Raw genomic sequence first — 21,159 nt, forward strand, 5'->3', positions numbered from 1 at the left:
AGGCCCCGCTCGAGCGGGCTACTCATCAACCGACACCGATTTCTCGTAGACGTGTTCCTCGAGCCCCGCCGCCAGATCGGACTTTCGGGTCGCGACGCGTTCGAACCCCCGAGATTCGTAGAACGAGATGCCGATATCGTTGGCCGCGAGGACGGCTACCCGGAGGCGGTCGAACTCCGCGGCGAACGCCCGCTCGAGGGCCTCGAGCAACGCGGTTCCGATCCCCTCGCCCCAGTTGGCCGGCCGGATGTAGAGACGAGCGAGAAACGCGACCGACACATCCTCCGGCCAGGGGACGGCGTGTGCGAACCCGTAGTAGTCGGGCTCGAACGCGGGGCTGGCGGCCGGCGGGTCCGTCGCGACGAGAAACGCGGCGTCGTCGCGGTCCGTCGCCGTCGCGATCGACGACTCGAGATCGCCGATCGCGTACCACTCGTCGACGACATCAGCGACCGTTTCGGGACCGATGACGTCGTCGTAGGCGGCGTGCCAACTCTGGCGTGCGACCCGATGGACGGCCCAGACGTCGTCGACCGTCGCCGGGCGGACGTCTCGACTCACGTCCGGGGGTAGCACGGCGGTCGGTAAAAAGCGGGGCCCGACCCCACGCGATCCGTTACGGTCGCTGCGCGATGAATTCGAGCCCGACAGACGTGTTCCACGTGGCCTCGAGCGGCTCCACCGACCGGCGGGCCGTACGGGACCACCGAGACCGCGTCCGGGGACGCTGTCGTCGCCGTCGCACGGCCCGAGCGACCTACCGCGAAATGTCCTCGCCCTGATTTTTGACGACGGTCTCGACCTCCTCGGCGGTGACGAGCGCGACATCGCCGGGGATCGTCCGCTTGAGCGACGCGGTCGCCGCGGCGTACTCGAGGGCGGTCGGCACGTCGTCGCCGTTGAGACGACGCGCGATGAACGCGCCGGCGAAGGCGTCGCCGGTGCCGATCGGATCGACGGTCTCGGTGTCGTAGGCGTCGTGGTCGTGGACGACGCTGTCGTGCCAGCCGACCGCCCCCTCGGAGCCGCGGGTGACGACGACGGTCGTGAAATCGTACTGCGAGCCGAGTTTGTGTGCCAACTGTCGCGGGTCGCCCTCGAACCCGAGGACCGTTCGCGCGTCGCGGGCGGCGATGATGAGGACATCGATCCCCGGGAACAGCCGCGTCAGCGTCTCCTTGGCCTCGTCGGGTGACCAGAGCTTGCGCCGATAGTTGAAATCGAAGGCGGTCGTCGTCCCGCCTTTCCGAGCCGCTTTGAGCAGGTTGAGCGTCGTGTCTCGCAGCGTCGAGGAAAGCGCGGGCGTGATCCCGGTCGTAAAGAAGACCTGCGCGTCCCGGATTCGATCGAGATCGAACTCGCGGGCCTCCGCCGTCGAGACGGCGGTGTTCTTCCGGTCGTAGATCACGTTCGTGCCGCGGGGTTTGCCCGCGTGCTCGAGGTAGTAGGTCCCTTGCCGGCCACGGTGGCTCCAGACGACGTCGGTCTCGATCCCGTGGCCGCGGAGTTCGCCGACGACCCGTCGGCCGAGCGCCGTCTCGGGCACTTTCGACAGCCAGGTCGCCGATGCGCCCAGCCGACTCGCCGCGATGGCGACGTTGCTCTCGGCCCCGGCGGCGCGGACCTCGAACTCGTCCGCGTTCTCGAGTCGTTCGTCGCCCGGCGGCGACAGTCGGAGCATCGTCTCGCCGAACGTAACGATATCGGTCTCGCTCACGGCTCTTCCCCCCGGATCGATCGGCAGTGAACGGCAGCGTCTCCGTCGGCCATACTCGAGGCGACGGTCGGCGATGGTATAAGTTGTGGCGGTTATCGAGTAACGTGTCCCACACGAGGGGGCATTGTTTCACCGCCCGTCCCTTCCGAGGACTCGCGCGGACGGATGCCGGGCCGACCGAAAGGCTATACCATCGCTGCTCTAACACGTTCACGGATGGTGTCGTCAGACGGACTCAAAACGTGGTTCGACTACCAACTCCTCTTCATGGGGCTCGCTATCGTGTTTGTCTGTGTCATAGCAGTGAGCAGCCGACTCGTGGCGTATCTGGGGACGCTTCCGCTCGCAGACCCGACGTTCGCGCTCGCGGTCACGGGAGGCGGTATCCTCGTGATTTTCCTGCTGGTTGTCCTGGCGGGACTGCTGAACCGAGAACGGCAGTAACCCCAGAACCGACGAACTACGGACCCACGTCCAGCGACGACGTGACCGACACCACCGCCGTCCCGTCCTCCCGCTCGAGTCCCACGTCGACCCCGAACGCCTCGAGCAGCGTACACCGCGTCTCGACGTGGTCGGTCACGGCGGGAATCCGCATCCGTCCGCCCGCGAGCGCGAGACAGACGAGCAACTGGTCGGCCATGTGTCGATCGACCGGTGCCGCCCCCTCGAGAAAGCGGTTCGCGGCGTCGGCGGCCTCTTCGCCGACGCGCTCGGCTGGTTTCCCGCGCTCCCCGAGGGCGGAGAAGCCGGCGACGCCGGTCCCATGGTCGATGCGGAGCACCAGCGCGGAGCCGGGCGAGGGACTCGCCGTCGTCGTCTCACAGCGCGTCGTCAGTTCGAGACCGGCCGCCGAGTCCAGTCGCTCGAGCGCGCCTTCGGCCTGCCGGGACGCGACATCGCGGTCGGCCAGCGATTCCGACTCGATCGAGGAGATGCGAAGCCCCTCGAGCGGCCCCCGTTCGGTGAGGGTGATCGGCTCGAGGCGCGAGGGCACGAGTCGGAGCGTGACCTCGCCGCCGCCGTCGGGATAGAACCCGCGCCGGTCGACCTCGCAGGCGGCTTCGACGCCGAACCGGCGGATCAAGGGGAGTTTGACGTAGCGGAAATAGTCGAGCGGCGGCGACCACGCCACGTCCGTCCCGCCGGTAACCGTCACCGAGAGCGGGGACTCGAGGATCGTCGCCAGCGGCAGGAGGGCGTTGCACAGCAGCGTCGCGCTGCCGGCGGTTCCGATGTCGACGGCGTACGTTCCGCCCTCGAGTCCGCCGTGCCCGGAACCATCAGCGGCCTCGAGACCCGGATCGAACGCGATCGTCTCCGCACCCAGTTCGGCACCCGCGACGTCAGCCTCACAGAGTTCGGCCATCGTCTCGAGGACAGCCAGATGCTGGTGGCGAAGCCCGGGCGTCGGCCGGTCGCCGCGAACGTGCTCGAGTCGAACCGGCTCGTTCTCCAGGACCGACAGCGCGAGCGCCGTTCGGAGAAACTGGCCGCCGGCGCTCGAGCCGTCGAGTTCGCGAGAGGTCGTCATGTGCGGGGATTGGGTCTCAAGTCACCTACTAGTGCCGACGTCGGTTCGTGTCGCTCGTGGGCCGGTGGGCAACTGTTCATTCGAGCCGAGTATCCGTAAACCGGCTGTAAAATACCTGTGGCTGTGGTAGCCGTTTCAAAGAGGTTCGTTACAACGACGGGGGTTTCCAATTATCAGCGTCGAAGTACTCTACACAGATCAAAAACATGGATTCGAACCCATTTATTTTAAAATAGGGGAGAGTATACCGGAATAGAGGTGAAAGGTATGGATGAAAACCATCGATCGACTGGTATCACTATCATACTCCTCGGTATTGCGGGTATTGGTATTTTTGCCGTTGGTCCGTCCGGCGGTTCTAACAAGAGTACCGGAATCGCGGTCAGTACTTTCTTCGTCCTTTGTGGATTGTTCGTCTATTGGGACCCCGATATCGGAGAACTCACGTCAGCTAGCTCTTGGGTCAATGGACTGTTTTGGATCGTCGTGGGTGTCGGTATTATCACGTTCGTAGTGATGTTTGAACCGACTCTTCTGTCGGTGAAAGGAAATGGCATCATCATCGGCATCTTTCTCACCGTAATTGGTGTATATCAGCTGATAGAGCTTCGACGCCAGTGACGTTCTCTCACGAGTGAACTTACGGAGTCGCCACCACAGACGGAGCCTACGCACGGCAATCCGCGGGATCGCTCTATCCATCCGAAAGTGGTGATACGAGTTCCAGACCGATCGCACAACCATCGTGCGATCGGGTATGCGGTGACTCGCAATGGCTACTATCGATCGGGCCGGCTTGCCCCGGCAGAATAACGACCCGGAGACAATGAGATCAGTCAACATGCACGCGTTCCGTACGACGAGCAAACTCGCGGACCGCCGAAGTGATCGGTCGGTCCGATCAGAAGGGGAGAGAGGGCGGTGAGGGAAGTTCGTCCCAGATACCTTCTCTCGGGTCGGCTGGGGCTTCCCCATCCTTAAGGCAGACGGCACAACGAGCACAATCCGTCATATCGAGAACGTTGTTACAGAACGCATAGACACAGAGGACACACACGAACGCCCCAACGCCGCTCGTGCTAGTCGTACAAACGGGCCCACAGGTCCTGCAGTCCAGTGCCAAACTGATGATCCAATCTGCACAGCTGGTACACGACGGTCCGCATGGACCAACGAGTTCCGACAGCTCCTTCGCGAGGAACCCTTCAGCCCAATCAATGATGATCCGTTTAATAGTCGAGCCGACGGCGGCAACCTCGACTTCGTCGACAGGTTCGACGGAAAACCGAGATTCAAACCCAGGAGTGAGTTCCTGTCGTTTCGAATCAAACGACCCCTGATCGACCATGATGCGGAAACTCCGGACCCCCGTGTCACTCGTTTCCGCGGCTTCGATACCGACGTTCGCATGAAATCCATCGACATTGGTCCCAGTGAATACCTGAGCGCTCGCGATCTCACCGTCAACGTCGAGGGCTGACAGCACCAACTCTTCCTCTCGACCGGTCGCAGGCCGTCTGAATATAACTCCCTCGTCGCTCCCGAGTAGCGAGCCAGCACCACCGGGGACTGACGGATAGTTCTTCGGAAGTTGCGACCGCTGATCAACGTCGAATGCGAACATCGCACCGACTTCGCCGCCATATTTCGCGATGACGAGGGTACCGAAGCCGTACTCCGCTTTCAGCATCGACAGTTCGCCGTCTTCCCCGATCCGTCGCTTTTCGATGTACTCTGCGTTCGGTAACGACTGTTGATCAATTTCCGACAGTATCTGCTGGACGTGGGGATGTTCTTCGAGTTTCTTGACTTCGTCCTCGTCGACTGATTCAGCGCTAACTGGCCCAATTAACCCACTGATACCGATACTCGTGCCGATCGCGCTCTTTTTCAGGACCGCTCTTCGGCTCTGCATACCTGAGTTGGACCCTCGATCAGACATTAATTATCGATCTCTGTAATAAACACAATGCATTATATTATTTTTAAGTATTTATATTGGGATTAAAATAAGTATCGTGCGCTCCCAGATCGAGATCATTGAAAGGTGGCATCGACGGGACTAGTACGCTCACAACGGCTGCGCTTGCTACTGGTCGCGAACCCTCGCAGCAAGTTCGGTTCGGGTCATCGGAGAACTCGAGTGCATCGGAAACTGCCCGATTTGACGGGTGCTACTACTGATGACCCGGATAGTCCCGCTCGAACCGGTCCTCGAGTTCGCGGTCGTCGAACCGGACGAGTACCGGTCGTCCGTGGGGGCAGGAATAGGGGTTCTCGCAGTCGTCTAACGCGTCCAATAGGTCGACGATCGACCCCTCCGTCAACGACGTGTTCCCGGTGAGCGACGGGTAGCAGGCCAGATCGCCGAGGAACTCGTCGGCCATCGCGTCGACCGTCTCGGCACCGGCCTCGCGGTCGCCGTCGACGAACGAGGCGAGCACGTCACGCAACCGCTCTGGCTCGAGCGTCTCCGCGAGCACTGCGGGCACGGTCGTTACGGCGACCGTGCGGTCGTCGATCCGGTCGGCGTAGAAGCCGAGTCGGGAGAGCGCCTCGTTGTAATGGTCGAAGGCTTCCGCTTCGGCCGCGGTCAACTCGAGTTCGACCGGTTCGGCAAGCGCCTGCGCAGTCGGGTCGTCCGCGAACGCGGCCTGCAGGCGTTCGTAGTTGACCCGTTCGTCGGCGGCGTGCTGGTCGATCAGGACGAGGCCGTCGGGGGCTTCACAGACCAGATAGGTGTCGCGGAGTTGACCGAGCACTCGCAGGGTGGGCAGCGAGTCGAACGCGGTCGCCTCGCCCGTCGCAGTCTCGCCGGTTAGCGTCCGCTGGTCGGTCGTAGCGTCGAACTTGCGCGCCGGACGCGAATCGCGTTCCCGGTCTCGATCCCCGGTCAACTCGGCGTTTCGCTCCGCATCGGACCGACTCGAGCCGTCTCCCGTTCCGCTCGACTCGGCTGCAACGTCGCCGTCCGTTTCCGATCCCGACTCGGCGCTTGCCGCCGTCGCGTTCGTCGCTGGGGTGTCCGTGTGACTCGAGGCAGCGTGCGGGTCCGCGGAGCGTCCGTCGCCGGGATCGTCCGAGTCGCTCGAGTCGCTCCCGGACCCTACGGTCGCGGGCTCACCGGACGGTGGCTGGATGTCCGGGTCTGCCTCCCCGTCCGAGGCTGTCGATTCGGTTCCGCTGTCGGTCGCTTCCGCAGCGGTCGACGCCGTCTCGAGACCGGTTTCGAGGGTCGCGGATTCACCGTCGGGTTTCCCGGACGCCGTATCCGTGGTCCCGCGATCACCGGGATCGACTCGTGCCTCGCCCGGTGCCGACCGGCCGCGGGGTGCGCGGGACCGAAGGAGGCCGTGTTCGAGCAGGGCACTCTCGACCGCGGCGTCGACCTGCCGGCGGACCGCGTCGTCGTCGTCGAAGCGGACCTCCCGTTTGCGCGGGTGGACGTTCACGTCGACCGCGTCGCCGGGCACCGCGAGGAAGAGGGTGACGAAGGGGTACCGGTCGCCGCCCAGTTGCGTGCCGTACGCCCCCATGATCCCCTCGCGGACGGCGTCAGCGGTCACGGCGCGACCGTTGACGTACGTTGCGAGATAGTCTCGACTCGAGCGATTCGTTTCGGGGTGGGAAACGAGGCCGGAAACGGACTCGAGAGGGCCCGGCGGGAGGTCGTCGCCGTCGGCGTCGACGGGGATCATCGACGAGGCAACCTCGCGGCCGTAGACCGCCAGTACGGCGGCCTGCAGGTCGCCCTGGCCCGTCGTCGAAAACACCTCGCGACCGTCGTGGGTCAGCGTGACCGCCACGTCCGGGTTCGCGAGGGCGTAGCGGGTGACGACGCGGTTGACGTGGGCGAACTCCGTCGCGGTCGTCTTGAGGAACTTCCGGCGGGCCGGCGTGTTGTAGAACAGGTCCTCGATCTCGACCGTCGTCCCCGCGGGACAGCCCGTCGGCTCGACGCTGGTCACGTCGCCGCCCTCGTAGACGAGTTCCGTCCCCGCACCGTCCCCGCCGCGGGGCCGCGACCGAACGGTCATGCGCGACACCGAGCCGATGGTGTGCAACGCCTCGCCGCGGAAACCAAGCGTGGCGACGCCGGATTCCAAGTCCTCAAGGCCGTCGATCTTGCTGGTCGTGTGCTCGCGGACGGCCGTCCGGAGGGCGGCCTCGGTCATCCCGTGGCCGTCGTCGGCGACCCGGATCAGTTCGGTGCCGCCCTCCTCGACGGTGACGTCGACGCTCGAGGCGTCGGCATCTAAGCTGTTCTCGACGAGTTCCTTCACCGCGCTGGCGGGGCGCTCGACGACCTCGCCGGCGGCGATGCGGGCGACGGTATCCTCGTCTAACTCGTGGATCTCGGTGGCGTCCTGCGGGGGGGTGTGCTCGTCACTCATGGTGAGTCGGCGTCGGTATGGGGATCGCTCCGACGCGCCTGCTGTGTCGGCTACAGGTACAGACGGCGTGTGGTTAGGTCTTACGTCCTGGGCAGTCCCGTCCGGTCGTCAGTCCTCGAGACCGAGGTCCTGGGACATCGAATTGCCGGCGCGGGGAACGCCTTTCACCGTCACCGTCTCTCCGGTCATGAAGGAGGCGGCCGGGCTGGCAAGAAACTGGACGACATCGGCGATTTCCGCGGCGTGACCGATGCGGCGATCGGGTTCCTCGCGGGGCGGCATGGCCTCGCTGTCGATGCCGAGCGTGTCGGCGACGCCGGGCGTCTGGATCAGGCCGGGTGCGATGCAGTTGACGCGGATGCCGTCCTCGGCCCACTCCGTGGCGAGGGTTTCGGTCAGGCTGATGATCGCGGCCTTCGACGCGCCGTAGTGGCTCTCGCCGGGCGCGGCGTGCTGGCCGTTCACGCTCGAGAGGTTGATGATGACGCCGCCGGAGCCCTCGCGCATGACCTTGCCGGCGAGTTGCGTACAGTGGACGGTGCTGTTGAGGTTGAGGTCAACGATGGTCTTCCAGCCGTTGGCCGAGATGTCCTCGAACGGCGCGACGAACTCCCCGCCGGCGTTGTTCACGAGGATGTCGACGTCGCCGAACTCGTCGACGGTGTCGTCGACGAGAGTCCGGACCTGTTCGCGCTCGCGGACGTTACACTCGACGGCGATGGCCTCACCCGTGTCCGTGGCCGCGTTGATTCCCTCGGCGACCGGCCCCACGCGGTCCATCGACCGGGAGCAGATCGACACGTTCGCGCCGCTCGCTGCGAGCGTCTCCGCGATCGCTTGGCCGATTCCCTGACTCGCACCGGTGACGATCGCGGTCCGTCCCGCCACGTCGAAGTCTGGCTCGTGCATCGTGCTAACGGGTGTCCCAGCGTCTCAAAATTCTACCGATGGTGGGAACCGCCGTGCTCGACGAGCACCTGGAGGCGACCCTCGAGCCTGACGGACGGGAGCGGCCGGGCGGGTACCCGGGCAGCGACGGCGTCGGCCGGTCCTACCCGTGGTGCTGGGCTCGGTCCGCGGATCGGTGAAAGGTCTAAGGGCACTCCGATGGTCGATACCCCCGTCGAGTTCGGAGACGGAGTGTTCCATCACCATGCACAACTACACCGTCGACGTTCCCGAGAGGGGAGAACGAGGGATTCGAATCGAATGCAACGACCACGGTGAATGGGAGGAATTTCAGCCCGGATACCGGATGGTCGCCTTTTACTGCGAGGGCTGCGGGCTCGAGCTCGAAGTCGATCTCCGCGATTGTTACGACTGGCGCGATCTGGGCGAACTGTGCTAACGTCCCGTTGGCCGACTGTGGACTCGAGACCGACCGCCACGAGTCGCGCCACAGAACTGAACCGCGGTTCGCCGACGAGATCCCTCGGTTCACGGCCATTCCTCGCGAGCGCCGTCCCGAAGACCCGTACGGCTCGACCGAAACGACGAGTCTAGCGCAGTGGGAGCACGGAGGCCGCCGTCGAATCCGTGGTCCGGGGCGGGCGGAGCCCACGACTGACGCACCGAAACCGCAGGCCGACGAGCGGCAGGGCGGCCGACGCTTCCGGCATCAGCAGTCAGCGTTCACCGGAAACGTGGTGTGTCACTGGGTAGCTACGGTGTCGGGGAGACCGTCCGACGCCGACATCCCTATCCAGGACGCCGCGCCGATGACGGCACTGACTCGCACTGCAGCGGGTTCGAGCGGCGCACCGCCCTCGCATGCAGTCACTCCTCGAGTCGCTCCTGGAGTTTCTGGACCGTCGAGACGAGTTCGATCGGCGGCGTCGTGTTCACATCGAGCGACTCGAGTTCCTCGAGAACGGCTTCGGTCTCGGGATCGATCGATCGCGTCTCGGACGCGGCCTCCGGCGGGCCGCCGTCGGTCGACGCCGACCGAGACGGGGCCTGTCCCTGGGCAACCGTTTGCGTCCGCATCGTTCCGCTGCCCAGATCGAACGTGGCCTGAACGGGTTCGCTCGATCCGCCGCCCTTCGCCTCGATGGCTTTTTCCTCGCGTAGCCGCTCCAAGACGTCCCTCGAGCGGTCGACGACGGGATCGGGAACGCCGGCGAGGTCGGCGACGTGAATCCCGTAGCTGCGATCCGTCGGGCCGTCGCGAACGGTCCGGAGGAAGGTGACCTCGCCGTCGCGTTCGTCCGCGGCGACGTGGACGTTGGCCACGCGCGGGAGGGTGTCGGCGAGCCCGGTCAGTTCGTGGTAGTGAGTGGCAAAGAGCGTCTTCGCTTTGACCTCGTTGTGGAGGTACTCGGTCGCGGCCCAGGCGATCGAAATGCCGTCGTAGGTCGCCGTTCCGCGGCCTACCTCGTCCAAAATGACCAGCGACTCCTCGGTCGCGGTGTGGAGGATGTTCGAGAGTTCGCTCATCTCGACCATAAACGTCGAGCGGCCCTGTGCGAGTTCGTCCAACGCGCCGACGCGGGTGAAGATGCCGTCGACCAGCCCGATCTCGGCCCCCTCGGCGGGGACGAAACTGCCGGCCTGTGCCAGGAGAACGATACAGGCGACCTGGCGCATATAGGTCGATTTCCCGGACATGTTGGGCCCGGTAACCACGAGGAAGCCGCGATCCTCGTCCAGCCGCACGTCGTTGGGAACGAACTCCGTCGTCTGCTCGACGACCGGGTGACGGCCCTGGTCGATCTCGAGGCGGTCGCCTCGATGGAGGTCGGGCTGTACCCAGCGGTTTTCGGCGGCGTGTGTCGCCAGGCTCGCGAGCGCGTCGACCGTCGCCAGCGCCCGGCCGACGTCTTGCAGCAGTTCGGCCCGCGCGGCGACTTCCTCGCGGAGGTCCGCGAAGAGTTCGTACTCGAGGTCGCCGCGCCGGTCCTCGAGCCGGAGGATTTCGCGTTCCTTCTCCTCGAGTTCGTCGGTGGTAAAGCGCTTCGAGTTCTTCAGCGTCTTGATCTCCTCGTAGTGGTCGGGGACGCCGTCGGCGGCGGATTTGCCGACCTGAATGTAGTAGCCGTCGGTCTTGTTCCGGTCGACCGTGACGTGTGAGAGTCCGTACTGGCGCTTCTCGCGATCGGCGAGCGTGTCGAGCCACTCCCTGATCGCCTCGTGGCGCTCGATCACCTCGTCGAGTTCGTCGTCGTACCCCTGCTGAAGGAGTTCCCCCTGCGTCACCGTCGATGGCGGGTCCTCGGCGATAGCGTCCGCGAGCGTGTCCCGGAGTTGCCGGGCGGCATCTCGATCCGGTCGGTCGACGATCTCGGAGAGCGGCGAGTCGGCCAGCTCCGGGTTCGACTCGATCGAGTCGGCCAGCGCGGGCAGCACTGCCAGCGTCTCCCGGACCGCGAGGAGATCCCGCGCGTCGGCGCTGCCGTGGGTCGCCTTCGAGGCGAGGCGAGCCAGATCGTAAGCCTCGCCGAGCGTCTCCTGAACCTCGTCGCGGGCGAGCGCCGCCGTCGAGAGCGCGGCCACGCTCTCCTGACGGTCCTCGAGCGTCGCGAGCGAGCGCCGCGGGCGCTGGAGCCACTCCTTCAACAGGCGGCCGCCGGCGCTGGTCTCGGTGTGGTCGATCGTCGCGAACAGCGAGCCGTCGCGCTCGCCTTGCATCGTCTCGGTCAACTCGAGGTTGCGCTGGGTGGTCGCATCGAGCGTGACGTGGTCGTCGCCGTGGTGGGCCTGAATGCGGGTCATGGAAGCGAGCACGCCCGCGCCGGTCTCCGCGACGTAGGAGAGGATCGCGCCGGCCGCCGCGATTGTCGGTTCGCCGACCGAGAGTCGGTCGACGGTCTCGGTGCCGAACTGCTCGCGAACCGTGTGGGCCGCCCGCTTGGGCGCGAACGATTCGGTCTCGTGGAGGGTCAGGGTAGCGTCGATGCGCTCGCGAACGGTCGTCAGCAGTTCGTCGTCGGTTCGCACGGCCGGTCCCGGCAGGACCTCGACCGGATCGAACCGATAGAGTTCCGTCAGCGCGTCGTCGGCGTCGTCGGCGTCCGCGACGAGGAATCGCCCCGTCGTCACGTCGGCGACGGCGAGTCCGTACCCGGATTCACCGCCGCTCGAGCCATCGGCGCTCCCGCCGTCGACGACCGCCGCGAGGTACTGGGCGTCGGCGTCGCTGGTCTCGAGGAGCGTCCCGGGGGTCACGACGCGGACGATCTCGCGGGCGTGGCCGGACTCGGTCTCGTACTGGTCGGCGACGGCGACGCGATAGCCTCGCTCGACGAGGGCCTTGAGATAGGGCGTCAGGTCGTCGAGCGGCACGCCGGCCATGGGATAGGACGAGCCGTGAGAGGACTTCTGTGACACCTTGAGGTCGAGTTCCTCGCTGACGAGTTCGGCGTCCTCGCCGAAGAACTCGTAGAAGTCGCCACACTGCATCGCCAGTAAATCGGCGTCGGTGCCCTCTTTGAGGGAGAAAAACTCTCCGACGATCCCCGTCGCCTCGGTCATATCCGGGGACTATCCCTCCACCGCAAAAACCCTGCGGGATCCGCGGTGAAAGTGGACGGTCGGCGACGCTACCGAGCGCGATCAGTACAGCGTCCCGCCCAGCGGTACGTCATCGTCGGGCGACACCAGCATGGGATACCCCTCCTCACTGGGAACGCCGACGGTCAGCGCCTCCGATTTGAACCCCGCGATCCGCACGGAGCCGAGATTCGTCGCACAGAGTACCTGTCGACCCTCGAGGTCGGCGGCGTCGTAGTGGTGATCCAACTGTGCCGCGGACTGGATCTCCTCGTCGCCGAGGTCGATCCACAGCTTGGTCATCTTCGGCTTCTCGGCTTCGGGGAACGGTTCGGCCTCGAGTATTTCCCCCACCTCGATCTCGACATCGAACGGGCTCTCGACCATGCTCCGCGGTACCGTTGCCACCGAAAACTAGGTGTCGATCCGCGGCCGTCAGCCGCCGCGGGTGCGGTACCAGACGCGGGCACCGACCGGCGACTCGTCGGCCGCGAGGTCGAGTCGCCGCAGGACGAGGTCCCGAATCGCGAGGGTCACGACGAGTTCGATCGACTCGCCGTCCTCGGCCGTCACCTCGAAGACGGCGTGGCCGTCCCGCTCGGAGACGGCGGCGATCGTTCCGACCGACCATCGCTCGAGGTCGTGTGTCGGTTTCCGCGCGTGGATTCTATCGTGGGCCATACCGGACGAACGGGTGCCGAGGGGGTGAGTCTGGCGGGGGCAGCGGCTCCGGCTGCCGCCGGGCCGCGCGACCCGGAGACAGGTCAGTAGTCCCCGAGGACGCCGAGCCGTCTCGCCCGGCGGGTCGCGTACCGGAAGACCGCGTAGCCGAGCGCGAGGTACCCGACGGCGACCGCGAGCAGGACCGCGAGATCGGCCGCCGGGAACTCCCAGAGGCGAACGTTATCGATCATCGTCCGCTGGAGGAGCGCGCTGCCCTGGGCGAGCGGGAGGAACCGCAGCCAGCCGAGGTCGAACGCGGGTGCGGAGATCAACACGATAAAGCCGAACTGGAGCAGGTTGAGCCAGTTGCCGACCCGCTTGTAGAGGACGGTCACGCCGCCGGCGGCCAGCCCGAGCCCCAGCACCGAGACGATGCTGCACGTCGCGACGACGACGATCGTCCCCACGTTTAACTCGAGACTCCGCCCGGTGAGGAGGAGCATTATCGCAAGCAGTACCGACGAGGTGACGAACGACCGGACGATCTTGGCGAGGCCCTTCAACAGCGCCACGGGCGCGAAGCCAAACGGCGACATCACGTGTCGCTCGAGGGTCCCCCACTGGACCTCGCTCCCGATGTCGTTCGCGATCGAGGAGTACGCCCCGACAGAGAGCGACCACAGGAAGTAGCCGACGATGATCCCCTCGATGGAGTCGGTCAGCGCCTGTCCGGCGATCGCCCGACCGCCGTAAAACAACAGCCCAAAGAAGAACACCGAGGCGACGAGTCCGCCGATGGCGTTTGCGGGATAGCGAACGAAGATCAGGTACTCGCGGTAGAGGACGGCCCGCGCGAGATGTCGGTAGCCGGCCGGTCGCGGCGTTTCGGTCGCGTCCTGTCGACCCGCACCCGCGCTCATCGGTCACCTCGGTCGCCGCTCGTCAGTTCGACGAAGACGTCCTCGAGGTCGGGCTCGACCGTCCGGACGCGCTCGAGGGTCACGCCGTCGCTGCGGAGTGTCGCCAGCAGCTCGTAGAGGCCGTCGCTGTCGGTCACGACCTCGATCCGGTGGCCGGCGTCGCGTCGCTCGGCCTCGATCGCCTCGAAGCGCCGTCGGAGCCGCGAAACGAGCGCGGCGTCGATGTCGGCGCTCGTGATCCGAACGCAGTGGCGGTCCGTGTCGGAAAGCAAGGCGTCGACGGTGTCGTCCGCGATGATCGCCCCGTCGGACATGATGAGGACGCGATCACAGACCGTCTCGACGACATCCATATCGTGGCTGCTGAGGACGACGGTGAGGTCCTCCTCTTCGGCGAGGCGTCGCAGTTCCCGCTGGAGCGTCCGGGAACTCTCGATGTCCAACCCGAGCGTGGGTTCGTCGAGGAAGACGACCTCGGCACCACCGGCGAGGACGCTCGCCAGCGACACCTTCTGTTTCATCCCCCGGGAGAGATCGCGGACCGGAACGTTCGCCTTCGCCTCGAGGTCGAGTTGAGCCAGCAGTCGGCCGTGGCGGTCGCGGACCGAGTTCGGGTCGACGCCGCTGATCGTGGCGAAATAGCGGAGGTTCTCCCGGACGGTCAACCGCCAGTAATCGTTTCGCGCCCCCTCGAGCATCGCGTCGACGGCGCTGTAGGCCGCCCGCGGTCGCTCCCGGAGGTCGATACCGCGGATCCGGACGCTGCCCGCGTCCGGCACGACCATCCCGAGGAGCGACTTGATGAGGGTCGTCTTGCCGGCACCGTTGGGCCCCAACAGGCCCACGATCGAGCCGGTCTCGATGTCGAAGCCGACGTCGTCGACTGCGGTAACCGCCGTCTCGCCGTCTCCGAACCGCTTGGACAGTCCGGTGACGGAGACGGCGATGTCGCGGTCGTCCGTCGCCGACGGCTCGCTGCTGTCCGGGCGCGTCTCGACCGGCGGCCGCGCCGTCCCGCTCACCCGACCGGTCCCCACCGCGTCGTCGTCGGGAGTCGCGCCTGCTTTCTCACTGTACATGGCCACGGCATCCGGTCCGTTCGTCGGCCCGCTGTTTCCTCGCGCCGTCACAGTGCTGGTTTAAGTGACCGAGCTACAAAAACGCGCGGCCGCACCCGCGCTCTGCCTCGAGAGCAGTTCCTGCGTCCGTAGTCCGGGATATATTACGCTGCCCGTGGGAGGACGACTCGTCAGCCATGTCAGACCGCGACCATTGCGTGTTGATTCCGGTCGCCATCTTCGAGGGGGAAAGCGTCCCGCAGACGATCGTCGACGCGCTCGCGTCGATTCCGGTCGTCCTGCTCGGCTATCGCGAACTCCCCGATCAGACCGGAACGGATCAGGCACGCACGCAGTACGGCGACCGCGCCCGGGCCGAACTCGAGGAGTTGCGGACGGTCTTCGAGGAGGCGGGCTGTGACGTGACGTCGCGACTGGCCTTCACCCACGACCGGCTGGAAACGTTCGAACGGGTCGCCGTCGACGACTCCTGTGACGCTGTCCTGGTGCTCAATCCGGCACCCGTCCTCGAGACGATACTCGTCGCGGTTCGAAGCGAGGTCAACGTCGAGCATATCGCCCGGTTGCTCGCGACGATCCTCGACGGCACGACCCTCGAACTCACGCTCTTTCACGTTGCGCCGGACGAATCGAAGCGGGCGGCGGGAACGGAACTGCTCGAGACGGCCCGGTCGGAACTGATCGCTGCGGGGGTCGACGGCGGCCGGATCGATAGCGCGGTCGTCGTCGACGATTCGCCCACGGACGCGATCGTCGAGGCGGCGGCCGACCACGACCTCCTGGTAGCCGGTGAGAGTCGCCCGTCCATCCGTCGAGTCATCTTCCGGGACCGCGCCAAACGACTGGCCCGGCGGACGGTCGATCCGGTGTTGGTGATTCGCGGCGAGTACCTCGAGCCGGCAGACGGCGGGGACACGGCCGGCGGCTCACAACCGGGACCGAACTGACCGGCCGTCTCGCGGGGGCGAGGGGACTGACCGGCCGACCGGCCCCCAGAACCTCAGTCCTCAGGTTGCGACGCGCGATCGGCGTCCATCCCCTGCTCACGAGTCGCTGCCGCGTCGTCGCTCTCCTCGCGGACGACGATCACCGGCCCGACCGCCTCGGCAGCGATGCGCTCGGCCTCCTCGCCGAGGAGGAACGACCGAAGCGACGGGGACCGTTCGCCCATGACGATCGCATCGTGGCTCGTCGCAGCCTCGACGAGCGCCTCGAGTGGCGGTTCGTCGACCGCGAGGGTGGTCTCGACATCGAGTCCGCGTTCGGCGAGGGAGTCGGCAGCCGCCGCGATCGATTCCCGACCGCCGGGTTCGTCGTCGGTTGCCAGAAAGAGCGTGACGCCGATCTCGCGGTCGCCGACCAGTTCGGCGACGAACGCGGTGATCCGGTCGACGGCGACGTCGCCGGTCAACGACACGAGGAGACGATCGACCGATCCGGTCGCCCCCGTGATGGCGTAGGCGTCGGCGGCGGCCTCGTCGGCGACCCGATCGACGGTTCGCTCCCGATCGTGGGTGAACACGAGGCGATGGTCGGCGCTCCCGCCGGCCGCTTCGAAGGCCTCGACGAGATCGGTGAGGGCGGCGTTTGCACGGTCCTCGTACTGGAGACGAGCCTGGTCCGGCGGCGTCTGCTCCGGGAGGACGTGGTAGCCGAGCACGGTCACGTCCATCGTTGCGAGCAGCGTCGGGAGGCCGGTCGAAACCGACTCGCCCTCGAGAATCGCCAGCGGAACCAGCACGCGCGTCATTCGACCACCCCCTTCAGCGTCACGTCACGGCCATAGTAGGCGTACCAGCCGGCGGTTGCGAGCATGATCCCGATGCCGACGAGTTGTGATGTCCGTTGCATGAACCCGATCAGGGCGAAACTCGCGAGCGCGCCGAGTATCGGGATCACGGGATAGCCGGGTACCCGGAAGTCGGGGTCGTACCACGACGGGTCGGCTCGCCGCAGTGCGAGCAGGGCCACGCAGAGCAGCCCGTACGTGACGAGATGGAGGAACGACGCGACCTCCGCGAGCAGTTCCACGCGGCCGGTCGCGACCAGCACGAGGATCGGCCCGCCGGCCATCCCCAGCGCGACATGTGGCGTGCCGTATCGGAGGTTGATATGGCTCGCGCGCTGCGGTAACAGGGCGTCCTTCGAGACCGCGTAGATGGCTCGAGACGTGCTGAGCACCGATGCGTTGGCGCTTGACATCGTCGCGAGCAGTCCGCCGAAGACGATCGCGACCGCACCGGCCGGACCGAAGTAGTGGCGGCCGACCTCGACCATCGCCGTTTCGCCGAACGTCGAGAGCCGATCGCTCCCGAACGCACCGGTCGCGACGAAGATCGCCGCGACGTAGAGGACGCCGACGACGAGGACGGAGCCGACCATCGCGAGGGGCAGGTTCCGTCCGGGATCGCGTATCTCGCCGGCGACGGTCGCCACCTGCGCGAAGCCGAGATACGAGGTGAACACGAGCGCCGCGGTCGTCAACACGGGCGTCGTTCCGAACGGCGCGAACTGTTCGGGAGCGGACGGCTCCCCGATGAGCCCCAGCGTGTCGAGCCCGCCGTAGCTGAGAAACACGATCAGGATCGACAGCAGCAACGCAACGATCCCGTTTTGCAGCTTCGCCGCGTTTTCCGTCCCCGTGACGTTCAGCACGGTCACGCCAGCGCCGAACAGCAGCGCCAGCGGGATGACGAGGCCGTCGCCCACCGGGACGCCGAGTTCCGCGAGCGTGTCGACGGCGTAGTAGCCGAAGCCGACGAGGTAAAACGCCGTCGCGAACACCAGTCCGAACCACAGTGACAGCCCGACGACGGCCCCGGGAAGCGTTCCTAAACCGCGCGAGATGTAGTAGTAGCCGCCGCCGCTTTTGGGCATCGCCGTTGCGAGTTCGGACGCCGGCAGCGCGACCAGGAGGGCGACGAACGCGCCGATCGCGAACGACCCAGCCGCCGCGGGCCCGGCCCGGCCGGCAGCCAGCCCCGGAAAGACGAAGATACCGGCCCCGATCATCGTCCCGATCCCGATAGCGAGGCCGCCGGTGAGCCCGATCGTTCGCTCGAGTTCGGCGTCGTCGGTGATCGTCACCTCATCGGTTTCGATCGTCGGCTCGACCCGTGGTGACTCTCCCGCGACGTTGGTCCCACCGGCCGACGACGGATCACTCATATCGGGGGCGTCTCGCGCCTGCCCTATAGCTCTGCTGTCGAATGGTGGTGACTGGGATCGACCGGCTCGGGCACCGACCCGGATCGTCCGGTCGTCTACCCGGTGAGTTCGTCGGCCAGAAGCCGGAGGCTCTCGTCACCGTCGGCGGCTGCGTCCGGAACCGCGAGCATGACCTCCTCGATGCCGGCGTCGGCATAGTCGGCGAGCCGCTCGCGTATCTCCGCCGGCGTCCCCGTCGGGGCCGTCTCGAGGTAGCCGGCGAGGAAGAACTCGCGGGGCTCGCTCGGTCCGTCGTCGGGCAGGAACTCGCTGCGGACGGCCTCGCGCTTGTTTTCGGCGGCTTCGGTCGTCTCGCCGACGAAGACGAACAGTTCGGCGGATTTTCGGATTTCGTCGTATCGGGCCTCGCTCTCGCAGTGCTCGCGTAAGACTGCGAGTTTCGCCGCGAAGCCCTCGGGCTCGAGGGTGCCGTAGTTCCAGCCGTCGGCCAAGGCGGCGGTGTAACGCAGCGTAAACGACTCGCCACCGCCGCCGATCCAGATCGGCGGATGGGGCTCTTGCACCGGCTGGGGCTCACAGAACGCCTCGTCGATATCGATCTCGAGGTGCTCGCCCTCGTGGCTGTACGTCTCGTTCGTCCAGAGCCCCTGCAGGATCGTGACGGTCTCGGCGAGCCGGCGGAGCCGTTCGGCCGGCGGCTCCCGGAACTCGTAGCCGAAGCGGTCGTACTCCGCGGCGTACCAGCCGCCGCCGAGGCCGAGCTCGAGGCGGCCGTCGCTGATGTGGTCGACCTGCGCCGCCATCTTCGCCAGCAACGCGGGATGGCGGTAGGACTGGCTCGTGACGAGCGTGCCGAGTCGTACCTGCGCCGTCGCCTCGGCGAGCGCGCTCAGCGTCGTCCAGGGCTCGTGGACACCGCGTCGCGGGTCGCCGATCCACGACTGGAAGTGATCCTCGAGCCAGACCGCGTCGTAACCGAGCGATTCGGCCTCGAGTGCGGTCTCCCGAACCGTTCCGATGTCGGTGCCGTACTGCGGCAGGATGAGGCCGACATCGTGGTCGGTCGTGGACCCCGATTCGTCGGCGCTCATTCGGCAACCTCTCGGTCGAGCGCCAGCGTTCGATCGGCGAGTGTCTCCGGATCGCCCGCGACGAGTTTGACGAGCGCCTCCTTGCCGACCGCACCGCGGTCGATGACGGCGACGGGGGGCTCGTCGCGATCGGCGAAGGCCTGCCGGGCACCCCATCCCATCGTGCTGTCCGCCGTCTCCCTGATCTCCGCCGGCTGTCGGTCGCGGTCGTACTCGGCGACCGGCCACGCGAGGGCCTCGAGCGCGTCCTCGACGGCCGCGTCGAACCGACAGTTGACAGCGAACCGCAGGTCGGGGACGAACTCCCGCGCCGAGAGGAGGAAGCGAGCGACGTGACTCGAGGCACCGAACCGAACCCCGCGGTTGGGCTGGACACCCGACAGCGTCCGCGTGATCCGGCCCTCGACGGCGGCGGTCTCGGCGACGGAGTCGGCATACGGCGTCGCCCCGACGACGTTCATCCCGACCTCGGGGACCAGCGTCGATACGTCCGCCTCGACGAACCGGTCGACGATCGCCTGGACGTCCTCGGCGGTTCGCTCCCTGGCGGCCTCGTTTCGCAGCGCGACCATGTGGTTGACCGCGCCGTGGCCCTCGCCGACGTCGTAGTAGTAGCGCACCGCACGCTCGAGGAACTCCGTCGCGCCCTCAACGGCCGTCTCGAGCGGGTCGCCCGTGGCGAGGCGGGCCGCGATCGCCGAACCAAGCGTACAGCCCGAGCCGTGGGTGGCCTCGGTGCCGACCCGCGGGTGCTCGAACGTGCGGACGGTCTCGTCGGTGACGAGGATGTCCCGAACCGTCTCGCCGGGGAGGTGGCCGCCCTTGACGAGGACGGCATCGACGCCCGTCTCGAGGATCGCCTCGCCGGCTGCCACTGCGCTCTCGTCGTCGGTGACCGCGATGTCCGTCAGCACTTCGGCCTCGTCGGTGTTGGGCGTGGCCAGCGTCGCCCGGCCGAGCAGTTCCTCGTAGGCGCGTTCCGCGTCGGGCTCGAGCAGTCGATCGCCGGAGGTTGCGACCATCACGGGATCGACGACCAGCGGGAACGGGAACGTCCGTGCGTGCTCGGCGACGGTTTCGATCACGTCGGTCGTCGCGAGCATGCCCGTCTTCGCCGCGCCGATCGCGAAGTCGTCGGTGACGGCCTCGAGTTGGGCGTCGATCTCGTCGGTCGGGAGGACGTGCGAGGACGAGACGCCGCGGGTGTTCTGGGCGGTGACGGCGGTGATCGCCGACGTGCCGAAGACACCGTGGGCGGCCATCGTCGCGAGGTCAGCTTGAATTCCCGCGCCGCCGCCGGAGTCGCTGCCGGCGATCGTCAGCGCGACCGGCCGGCTGTCGGGTGCTGGTGTTCGCATACGGGATCGTATTCCCGGCTTATACTAAGCGGTGATGGTCAGCGACGGTGAGGGTCGTCCGCGGTGTGATCGACGCCTCGAGGACGTCCGGTCGTTGAGAACCGCCCGCCATCAGTCGTCGGTGAGTTCGACGAACCCCTGTTTGTGTTCGATCACGCCCGCGTCGTGGAGCGGCGAAATCGCGCAACTGACGGCCGCCTCGCTGCAGTCGTGTCGGTCCGCGACCGCTCTCTGAGAGCCTTGTGCGTGTATCGTTCCCCCTCGAGTTCGTCGACGATCGCCGCCTTCTCCCGTTCGAGGTCGCCAGTCGGTCACGGCGGGATACGACCTCGAGACGGGACGCCTTGCCCGCGGTCGCTCGAGACTGACCCGTCGGCGGACGAGGGGCCAGCGAGTCCCATCGAGATCGGTTTCGAACGACGACACGCGGTCCGGACGGCAGCGTTATGAGTATGGATATGATATGAATATGTATGGCCGAGTCCGAAACACGGAAAGTCGGCGATCGCGGGCAGGTAACGCTGCCGAAGCGTCTTCGAGAGGCGTTCGATATCCACGGTGGTGACGAGGTGACGATCCGCGAAGCGGGTGACAAGATCGTCATCGAGAAACCGACGTCGCGGGCGGATCTCGCGGAGGGGTATCGACGCCGCGCCGAACACCACCGCGAACTCGCGGACGAGATGGCCGGATCCTCGCGGGAAGCGAACGCCTCACTCGGCGACGCGCCCGGCTGGGAGGAGTAAC

The 21,159-nt window shown here is 66.5% G+C and carries 21 protein-coding genes; 6 read left to right on the forward strand and 15 right to left on the reverse strand.

From position 1 onward, the window contains the following. Positions 1-18: 18 nt before the first annotated feature. Both FGF80_RS07000 and kdgK1 read right to left on the reverse strand, forming a co-directional pair. Positions 19-561 (reverse strand): GNAT family N-acetyltransferase, encoded by a 543-nt coding sequence (locus FGF80_RS07000; protein WP_006185787.1) that lies wholly within the window; start codon positions 559-561, stop codon positions 19-21. A gap of 196 nt (positions 562-757) precedes the next feature. Beyond that, positions 758-1,717 (reverse strand): bifunctional 2-dehydro-3-deoxygluconokinase/2-dehydro-3-deoxygalactonokinase, encoded by a 960-nt coding sequence (gene kdgK1 / locus FGF80_RS07005; RefSeq protein WP_006185788.1) that lies wholly within the window; start codon positions 1,715-1,717, stop codon positions 758-760. A 216-nt stretch (positions 1,718-1,933) separates the two neighbouring features. Here kdgK1 and FGF80_RS07010 point away from each other — a divergent pair, with 216 nt between their 5' ends. Beyond that, the gene (locus tag FGF80_RS07010) at positions 1,934-2,161 is read left to right on the forward strand and encodes a hypothetical protein (protein WP_138652999.1); all 228 of its coding nucleotides are present in this window, start codon (positions 1,934-1,936) and stop codon (positions 2,159-2,161) included. A gap of 16 nt (positions 2,162-2,177) precedes the next feature. On the opposite strand, the gene rtcA is transcribed toward FGF80_RS07010, so the two are convergent. After that, a complete protein-coding gene (gene rtcA / locus FGF80_RS07015; protein ID WP_138653001.1) occupies positions 2,178-3,251 on the reverse strand; it encodes an RNA 3'-terminal phosphate cyclase in 1,074 nt (357 codons plus the stop codon). Positions 3,252-3,518: 267 nt separating this feature from the next. On the opposite strand from rtcA, the gene FGF80_RS07020 reads away from it, so the two are divergent. Continuing rightward, complete coding sequence (locus FGF80_RS07020) at positions 3,519-3,872, forward strand: hypothetical protein (protein ID WP_006185791.1); 354 nt, start codon at positions 3,519-3,521, stop codon at positions 3,870-3,872. A 280-nt stretch (positions 3,873-4,152) separates the two neighbouring features. Here FGF80_RS07020 and FGF80_RS07025 read toward each other — a convergent pair whose 3' ends face one another. The 3 genes from FGF80_RS07025 to FGF80_RS07035 all read right to left on the reverse strand — a co-directional run bounded on the left by FGF80_RS07025 (position 4,153) and on the right by FGF80_RS07035 (position 8,554). Further along, complete coding sequence (locus FGF80_RS07025) at positions 4,153-5,166, reverse strand: hypothetical protein (RefSeq protein ID WP_138653003.1); 1,014 nt, start codon at positions 5,164-5,166, stop codon at positions 4,153-4,155. Between the two features lie 262 nt (positions 5,167-5,428). Then, on the reverse strand, positions 5,429-7,645 hold the full coding sequence (mutL, locus tag FGF80_RS07030) for a DNA mismatch repair endonuclease MutL (RefSeq protein WP_138653005.1): 2,217 nt from the start codon (positions 7,643-7,645) through the stop codon (positions 5,429-5,431). A gap of 108 nt (positions 7,646-7,753) precedes the next feature. Then, positions 7,754-8,554: an SDR family NAD(P)-dependent oxidoreductase gene (locus tag FGF80_RS07035; RefSeq protein ID WP_138653007.1), complete on the reverse strand. Its 801-nt coding sequence runs from the start codon at positions 8,552-8,554 to the stop codon at positions 7,754-7,756. Between the two features lie 38 nt (positions 8,555-8,592). Between FGF80_RS07035 and FGF80_RS19105 the strand changes: the two genes are divergently transcribed. Next, a complete protein-coding gene (locus FGF80_RS19105; protein ID WP_161605711.1) occupies positions 8,593-8,733 on the forward strand; it encodes a hypothetical protein in 141 nt (46 codons plus the stop codon). Positions 8,734-8,798: 65 nt separating this feature from the next. After that, positions 8,799-8,993 carry a hypothetical protein gene (locus FGF80_RS07040; RefSeq protein WP_138653009.1) on the forward strand — a complete coding sequence of 65 codons (195 nt, stop codon included), beginning with the start codon at positions 8,799-8,801 and terminating at the stop codon, positions 8,991-8,993. Positions 8,994-9,421: 428 nt separating this feature from the next. Here the strand turns inward: FGF80_RS07040 and mutS are convergent, their stop codons facing one another. The 5 genes from mutS to FGF80_RS07065 all read right to left on the reverse strand — a co-directional run bounded on the left by mutS (position 9,422) and on the right by FGF80_RS07065 (position 14,795). Continuing rightward, positions 9,422-12,115: a DNA mismatch repair protein MutS gene (gene mutS, locus FGF80_RS07045; protein ID WP_138653011.1), complete on the reverse strand. Its 2,694-nt coding sequence runs from the start codon at positions 12,113-12,115 to the stop codon at positions 9,422-9,424. Positions 12,116-12,196: 81 nt separating this feature from the next. Beyond that, the gene (locus tag FGF80_RS07050; RefSeq protein ID WP_138653013.1) at positions 12,197-12,520 is read right to left on the reverse strand and encodes a tRNA-binding protein; all 324 of its coding nucleotides are present in this window, start codon (positions 12,518-12,520) and stop codon (positions 12,197-12,199) included. A gap of 48 nt (positions 12,521-12,568) precedes the next feature. Further along, positions 12,569-12,814 carry a DUF7861 family protein gene (locus FGF80_RS07055; protein ID WP_006185800.1) on the reverse strand — a complete coding sequence of 82 codons (246 nt, stop codon included), beginning with the start codon at positions 12,812-12,814 and terminating at the stop codon, positions 12,569-12,571. A gap of 83 nt (positions 12,815-12,897) precedes the next feature. After that, on the reverse strand, positions 12,898-13,716 hold the full coding sequence (locus FGF80_RS07060) for a hypothetical protein (RefSeq protein WP_006185801.1): 819 nt from the start codon (positions 13,714-13,716) through the stop codon (positions 12,898-12,900). Next, the gene (locus FGF80_RS07065; protein ID WP_238705357.1) at positions 13,713-14,795 is read right to left on the reverse strand and encodes an ABC transporter ATP-binding protein; all 1,083 of its coding nucleotides are present in this window, start codon (positions 14,793-14,795) and stop codon (positions 13,713-13,715) included. Before FGF80_RS07065 ends, FGF80_RS07060 begins: the two co-directional genes overlap by 4 nt. Positions 14,796-14,971: 176 nt before the next feature. On the opposite strand from FGF80_RS07065, the gene FGF80_RS07070 reads away from it, so the two are divergent. Further along, a complete protein-coding gene (locus FGF80_RS07070) occupies positions 14,972-15,742 on the forward strand; it encodes a universal stress protein (RefSeq protein ID WP_138653017.1) in 771 nt (256 codons plus the stop codon). A 53-nt stretch (positions 15,743-15,795) separates the two neighbouring features. On the opposite strand, the gene FGF80_RS07075 is transcribed toward FGF80_RS07070, so the two are convergent. The 4 genes from FGF80_RS07075 to thiD all read right to left on the reverse strand — a co-directional run bounded on the left by FGF80_RS07075 (position 15,796) and on the right by thiD (position 20,412). Beyond that, entirely contained in the window at positions 15,796-16,545 is a 750-nt protein-coding gene (locus tag FGF80_RS07075) for a universal stress protein (protein ID WP_138653019.1), read from the reverse strand. Next, on the reverse strand, positions 16,542-17,963 hold the full coding sequence (locus tag FGF80_RS07080; protein ID WP_138653021.1) for an APC family permease: 1,422 nt from the start codon (positions 17,961-17,963) through the stop codon (positions 16,542-16,544). Before FGF80_RS07080 ends, FGF80_RS07075 begins: the two co-directional genes overlap by 4 nt. Positions 17,964-18,058: 95 nt before the next feature. Further along, entirely contained in the window at positions 18,059-19,054 is a 996-nt protein-coding gene (locus tag FGF80_RS07085; protein ID WP_138653023.1) for an LLM class flavin-dependent oxidoreductase, read from the reverse strand. Beyond that, the gene (thiD, locus tag FGF80_RS07090; RefSeq protein ID WP_138653025.1) at positions 19,051-20,412 is read right to left on the reverse strand and encodes a bifunctional hydroxymethylpyrimidine kinase/phosphomethylpyrimidine kinase; all 1,362 of its coding nucleotides are present in this window, start codon (positions 20,410-20,412) and stop codon (positions 19,051-19,053) included. The genes FGF80_RS07085 and thiD overlap by 4 nt, the downstream gene beginning before the upstream one ends. A gap of 473 nt (positions 20,413-20,885) precedes the next feature. Here thiD and FGF80_RS07095 point away from each other — a divergent pair, with 473 nt between their 5' ends. Continuing rightward, positions 20,886-21,158, forward strand: a complete 273-nt coding sequence (locus tag FGF80_RS07095; RefSeq protein WP_006185809.1) for an AbrB/MazE/SpoVT family DNA-binding domain-containing protein — start codon at positions 20,886-20,888, stop codon at positions 21,156-21,158. Position 21,159: the final 1 nt, after the last annotated feature.

It is taken from the genome of Natrinema pallidum (assembly GCF_005890195.1).
In the GTDB taxonomy this organism is placed as follows: Archaea; Halobacteriota; Halobacteria; order Halobacteriales; family Natrialbaceae; genus Natrinema; species Natrinema pallidum.

Coding starts and splice junctions, on each gene's coding strand:
- FGF80_RS07055 (WP_006185800.1), bottom strand. CDS start 12,814: ATGGCCCACGATAGAATCCACGCGCGGAAACCGACACACGACCTCGAG.
- FGF80_RS07040 (WP_138653009.1), top strand. CDS start 8,799: ATGCACAACTACACCGTCGACGTTCCCGAGAGGGGAGAACGAGGGATT.
- FGF80_RS19105 (WP_161605711.1), top strand. CDS start 8,593: ATGGTGGGAACCGCCGTGCTCGACGAGCACCTGGAGGCGACCCTCGAG.
- mutS (WP_138653011.1), bottom strand. CDS start 12,115: ATGACCGAGGCGACGGGGATCGTCGGAGAGTTTTTCTCCCTCAAAGAG.
- thiD (WP_138653025.1), bottom strand. CDS start 20,412: ATGCGAACACCAGCACCCGACAGCCGGCCGGTCGCGCTGACGATCGCC.
- FGF80_RS07010 (WP_138652999.1), top strand. CDS start 1,934: ATGGTGTCGTCAGACGGACTCAAAACGTGGTTCGACTACCAACTCCTC.
- FGF80_RS07075 (WP_138653019.1), bottom strand. CDS start 16,545: ATGACGCGCGTGCTGGTTCCGCTGGCGATTCTCGAGGGCGAGTCGGTT.
- FGF80_RS07020 (WP_006185791.1), top strand. CDS start 3,519: ATGGATGAAAACCATCGATCGACTGGTATCACTATCATACTCCTCGGT.
- FGF80_RS07080 (WP_138653021.1), bottom strand. CDS start 17,963: ATGAGTGATCCGTCGTCGGCCGGTGGGACCAACGTCGCGGGAGAGTCA.
- mutL (WP_138653005.1), bottom strand. CDS start 7,645: ATGAGTGACGAGCACACCCCCCCGCAGGACGCCACCGAGATCCACGAG.
- rtcA (WP_138653001.1), bottom strand. CDS start 3,251: ATGACGACCTCTCGCGAACTCGACGGCTCGAGCGCCGGCGGCCAGTTT.
- FGF80_RS07095 (WP_006185809.1), top strand. CDS start 20,886: ATGGCCGAGTCCGAAACACGGAAAGTCGGCGATCGCGGGCAGGTAACG.
- FGF80_RS07070 (WP_138653017.1), top strand. CDS start 14,972: ATGTCAGACCGCGACCATTGCGTGTTGATTCCGGTCGCCATCTTCGAG.
- FGF80_RS07085 (WP_138653023.1), bottom strand. CDS start 19,054: ATGAGCGCCGACGAATCGGGGTCCACGACCGACCACGATGTCGGCCTC.
- FGF80_RS07065 (WP_238705357.1), bottom strand. CDS start 14,795: ATGTACAGTGAGAAAGCAGGCGCGACTCCCGACGACGACGCGGTGGGG.
- FGF80_RS07025 (WP_138653003.1), bottom strand. CDS start 5,166: ATGCAGAGCCGAAGAGCGGTCCTGAAAAAGAGCGCGATCGGCACGAGT.
- FGF80_RS07050 (WP_138653013.1), bottom strand. CDS start 12,520: ATGGTCGAGAGCCCGTTCGATGTCGAGATCGAGGTGGGGGAAATACTC.
- FGF80_RS07060 (WP_006185801.1), bottom strand. CDS start 13,716: ATGAGCGCGGGTGCGGGTCGACAGGACGCGACCGAAACGCCGCGACCG.
- FGF80_RS07035 (WP_138653007.1), bottom strand. CDS start 8,554: ATGCACGAGCCAGACTTCGACGTGGCGGGACGGACCGCGATCGTCACC.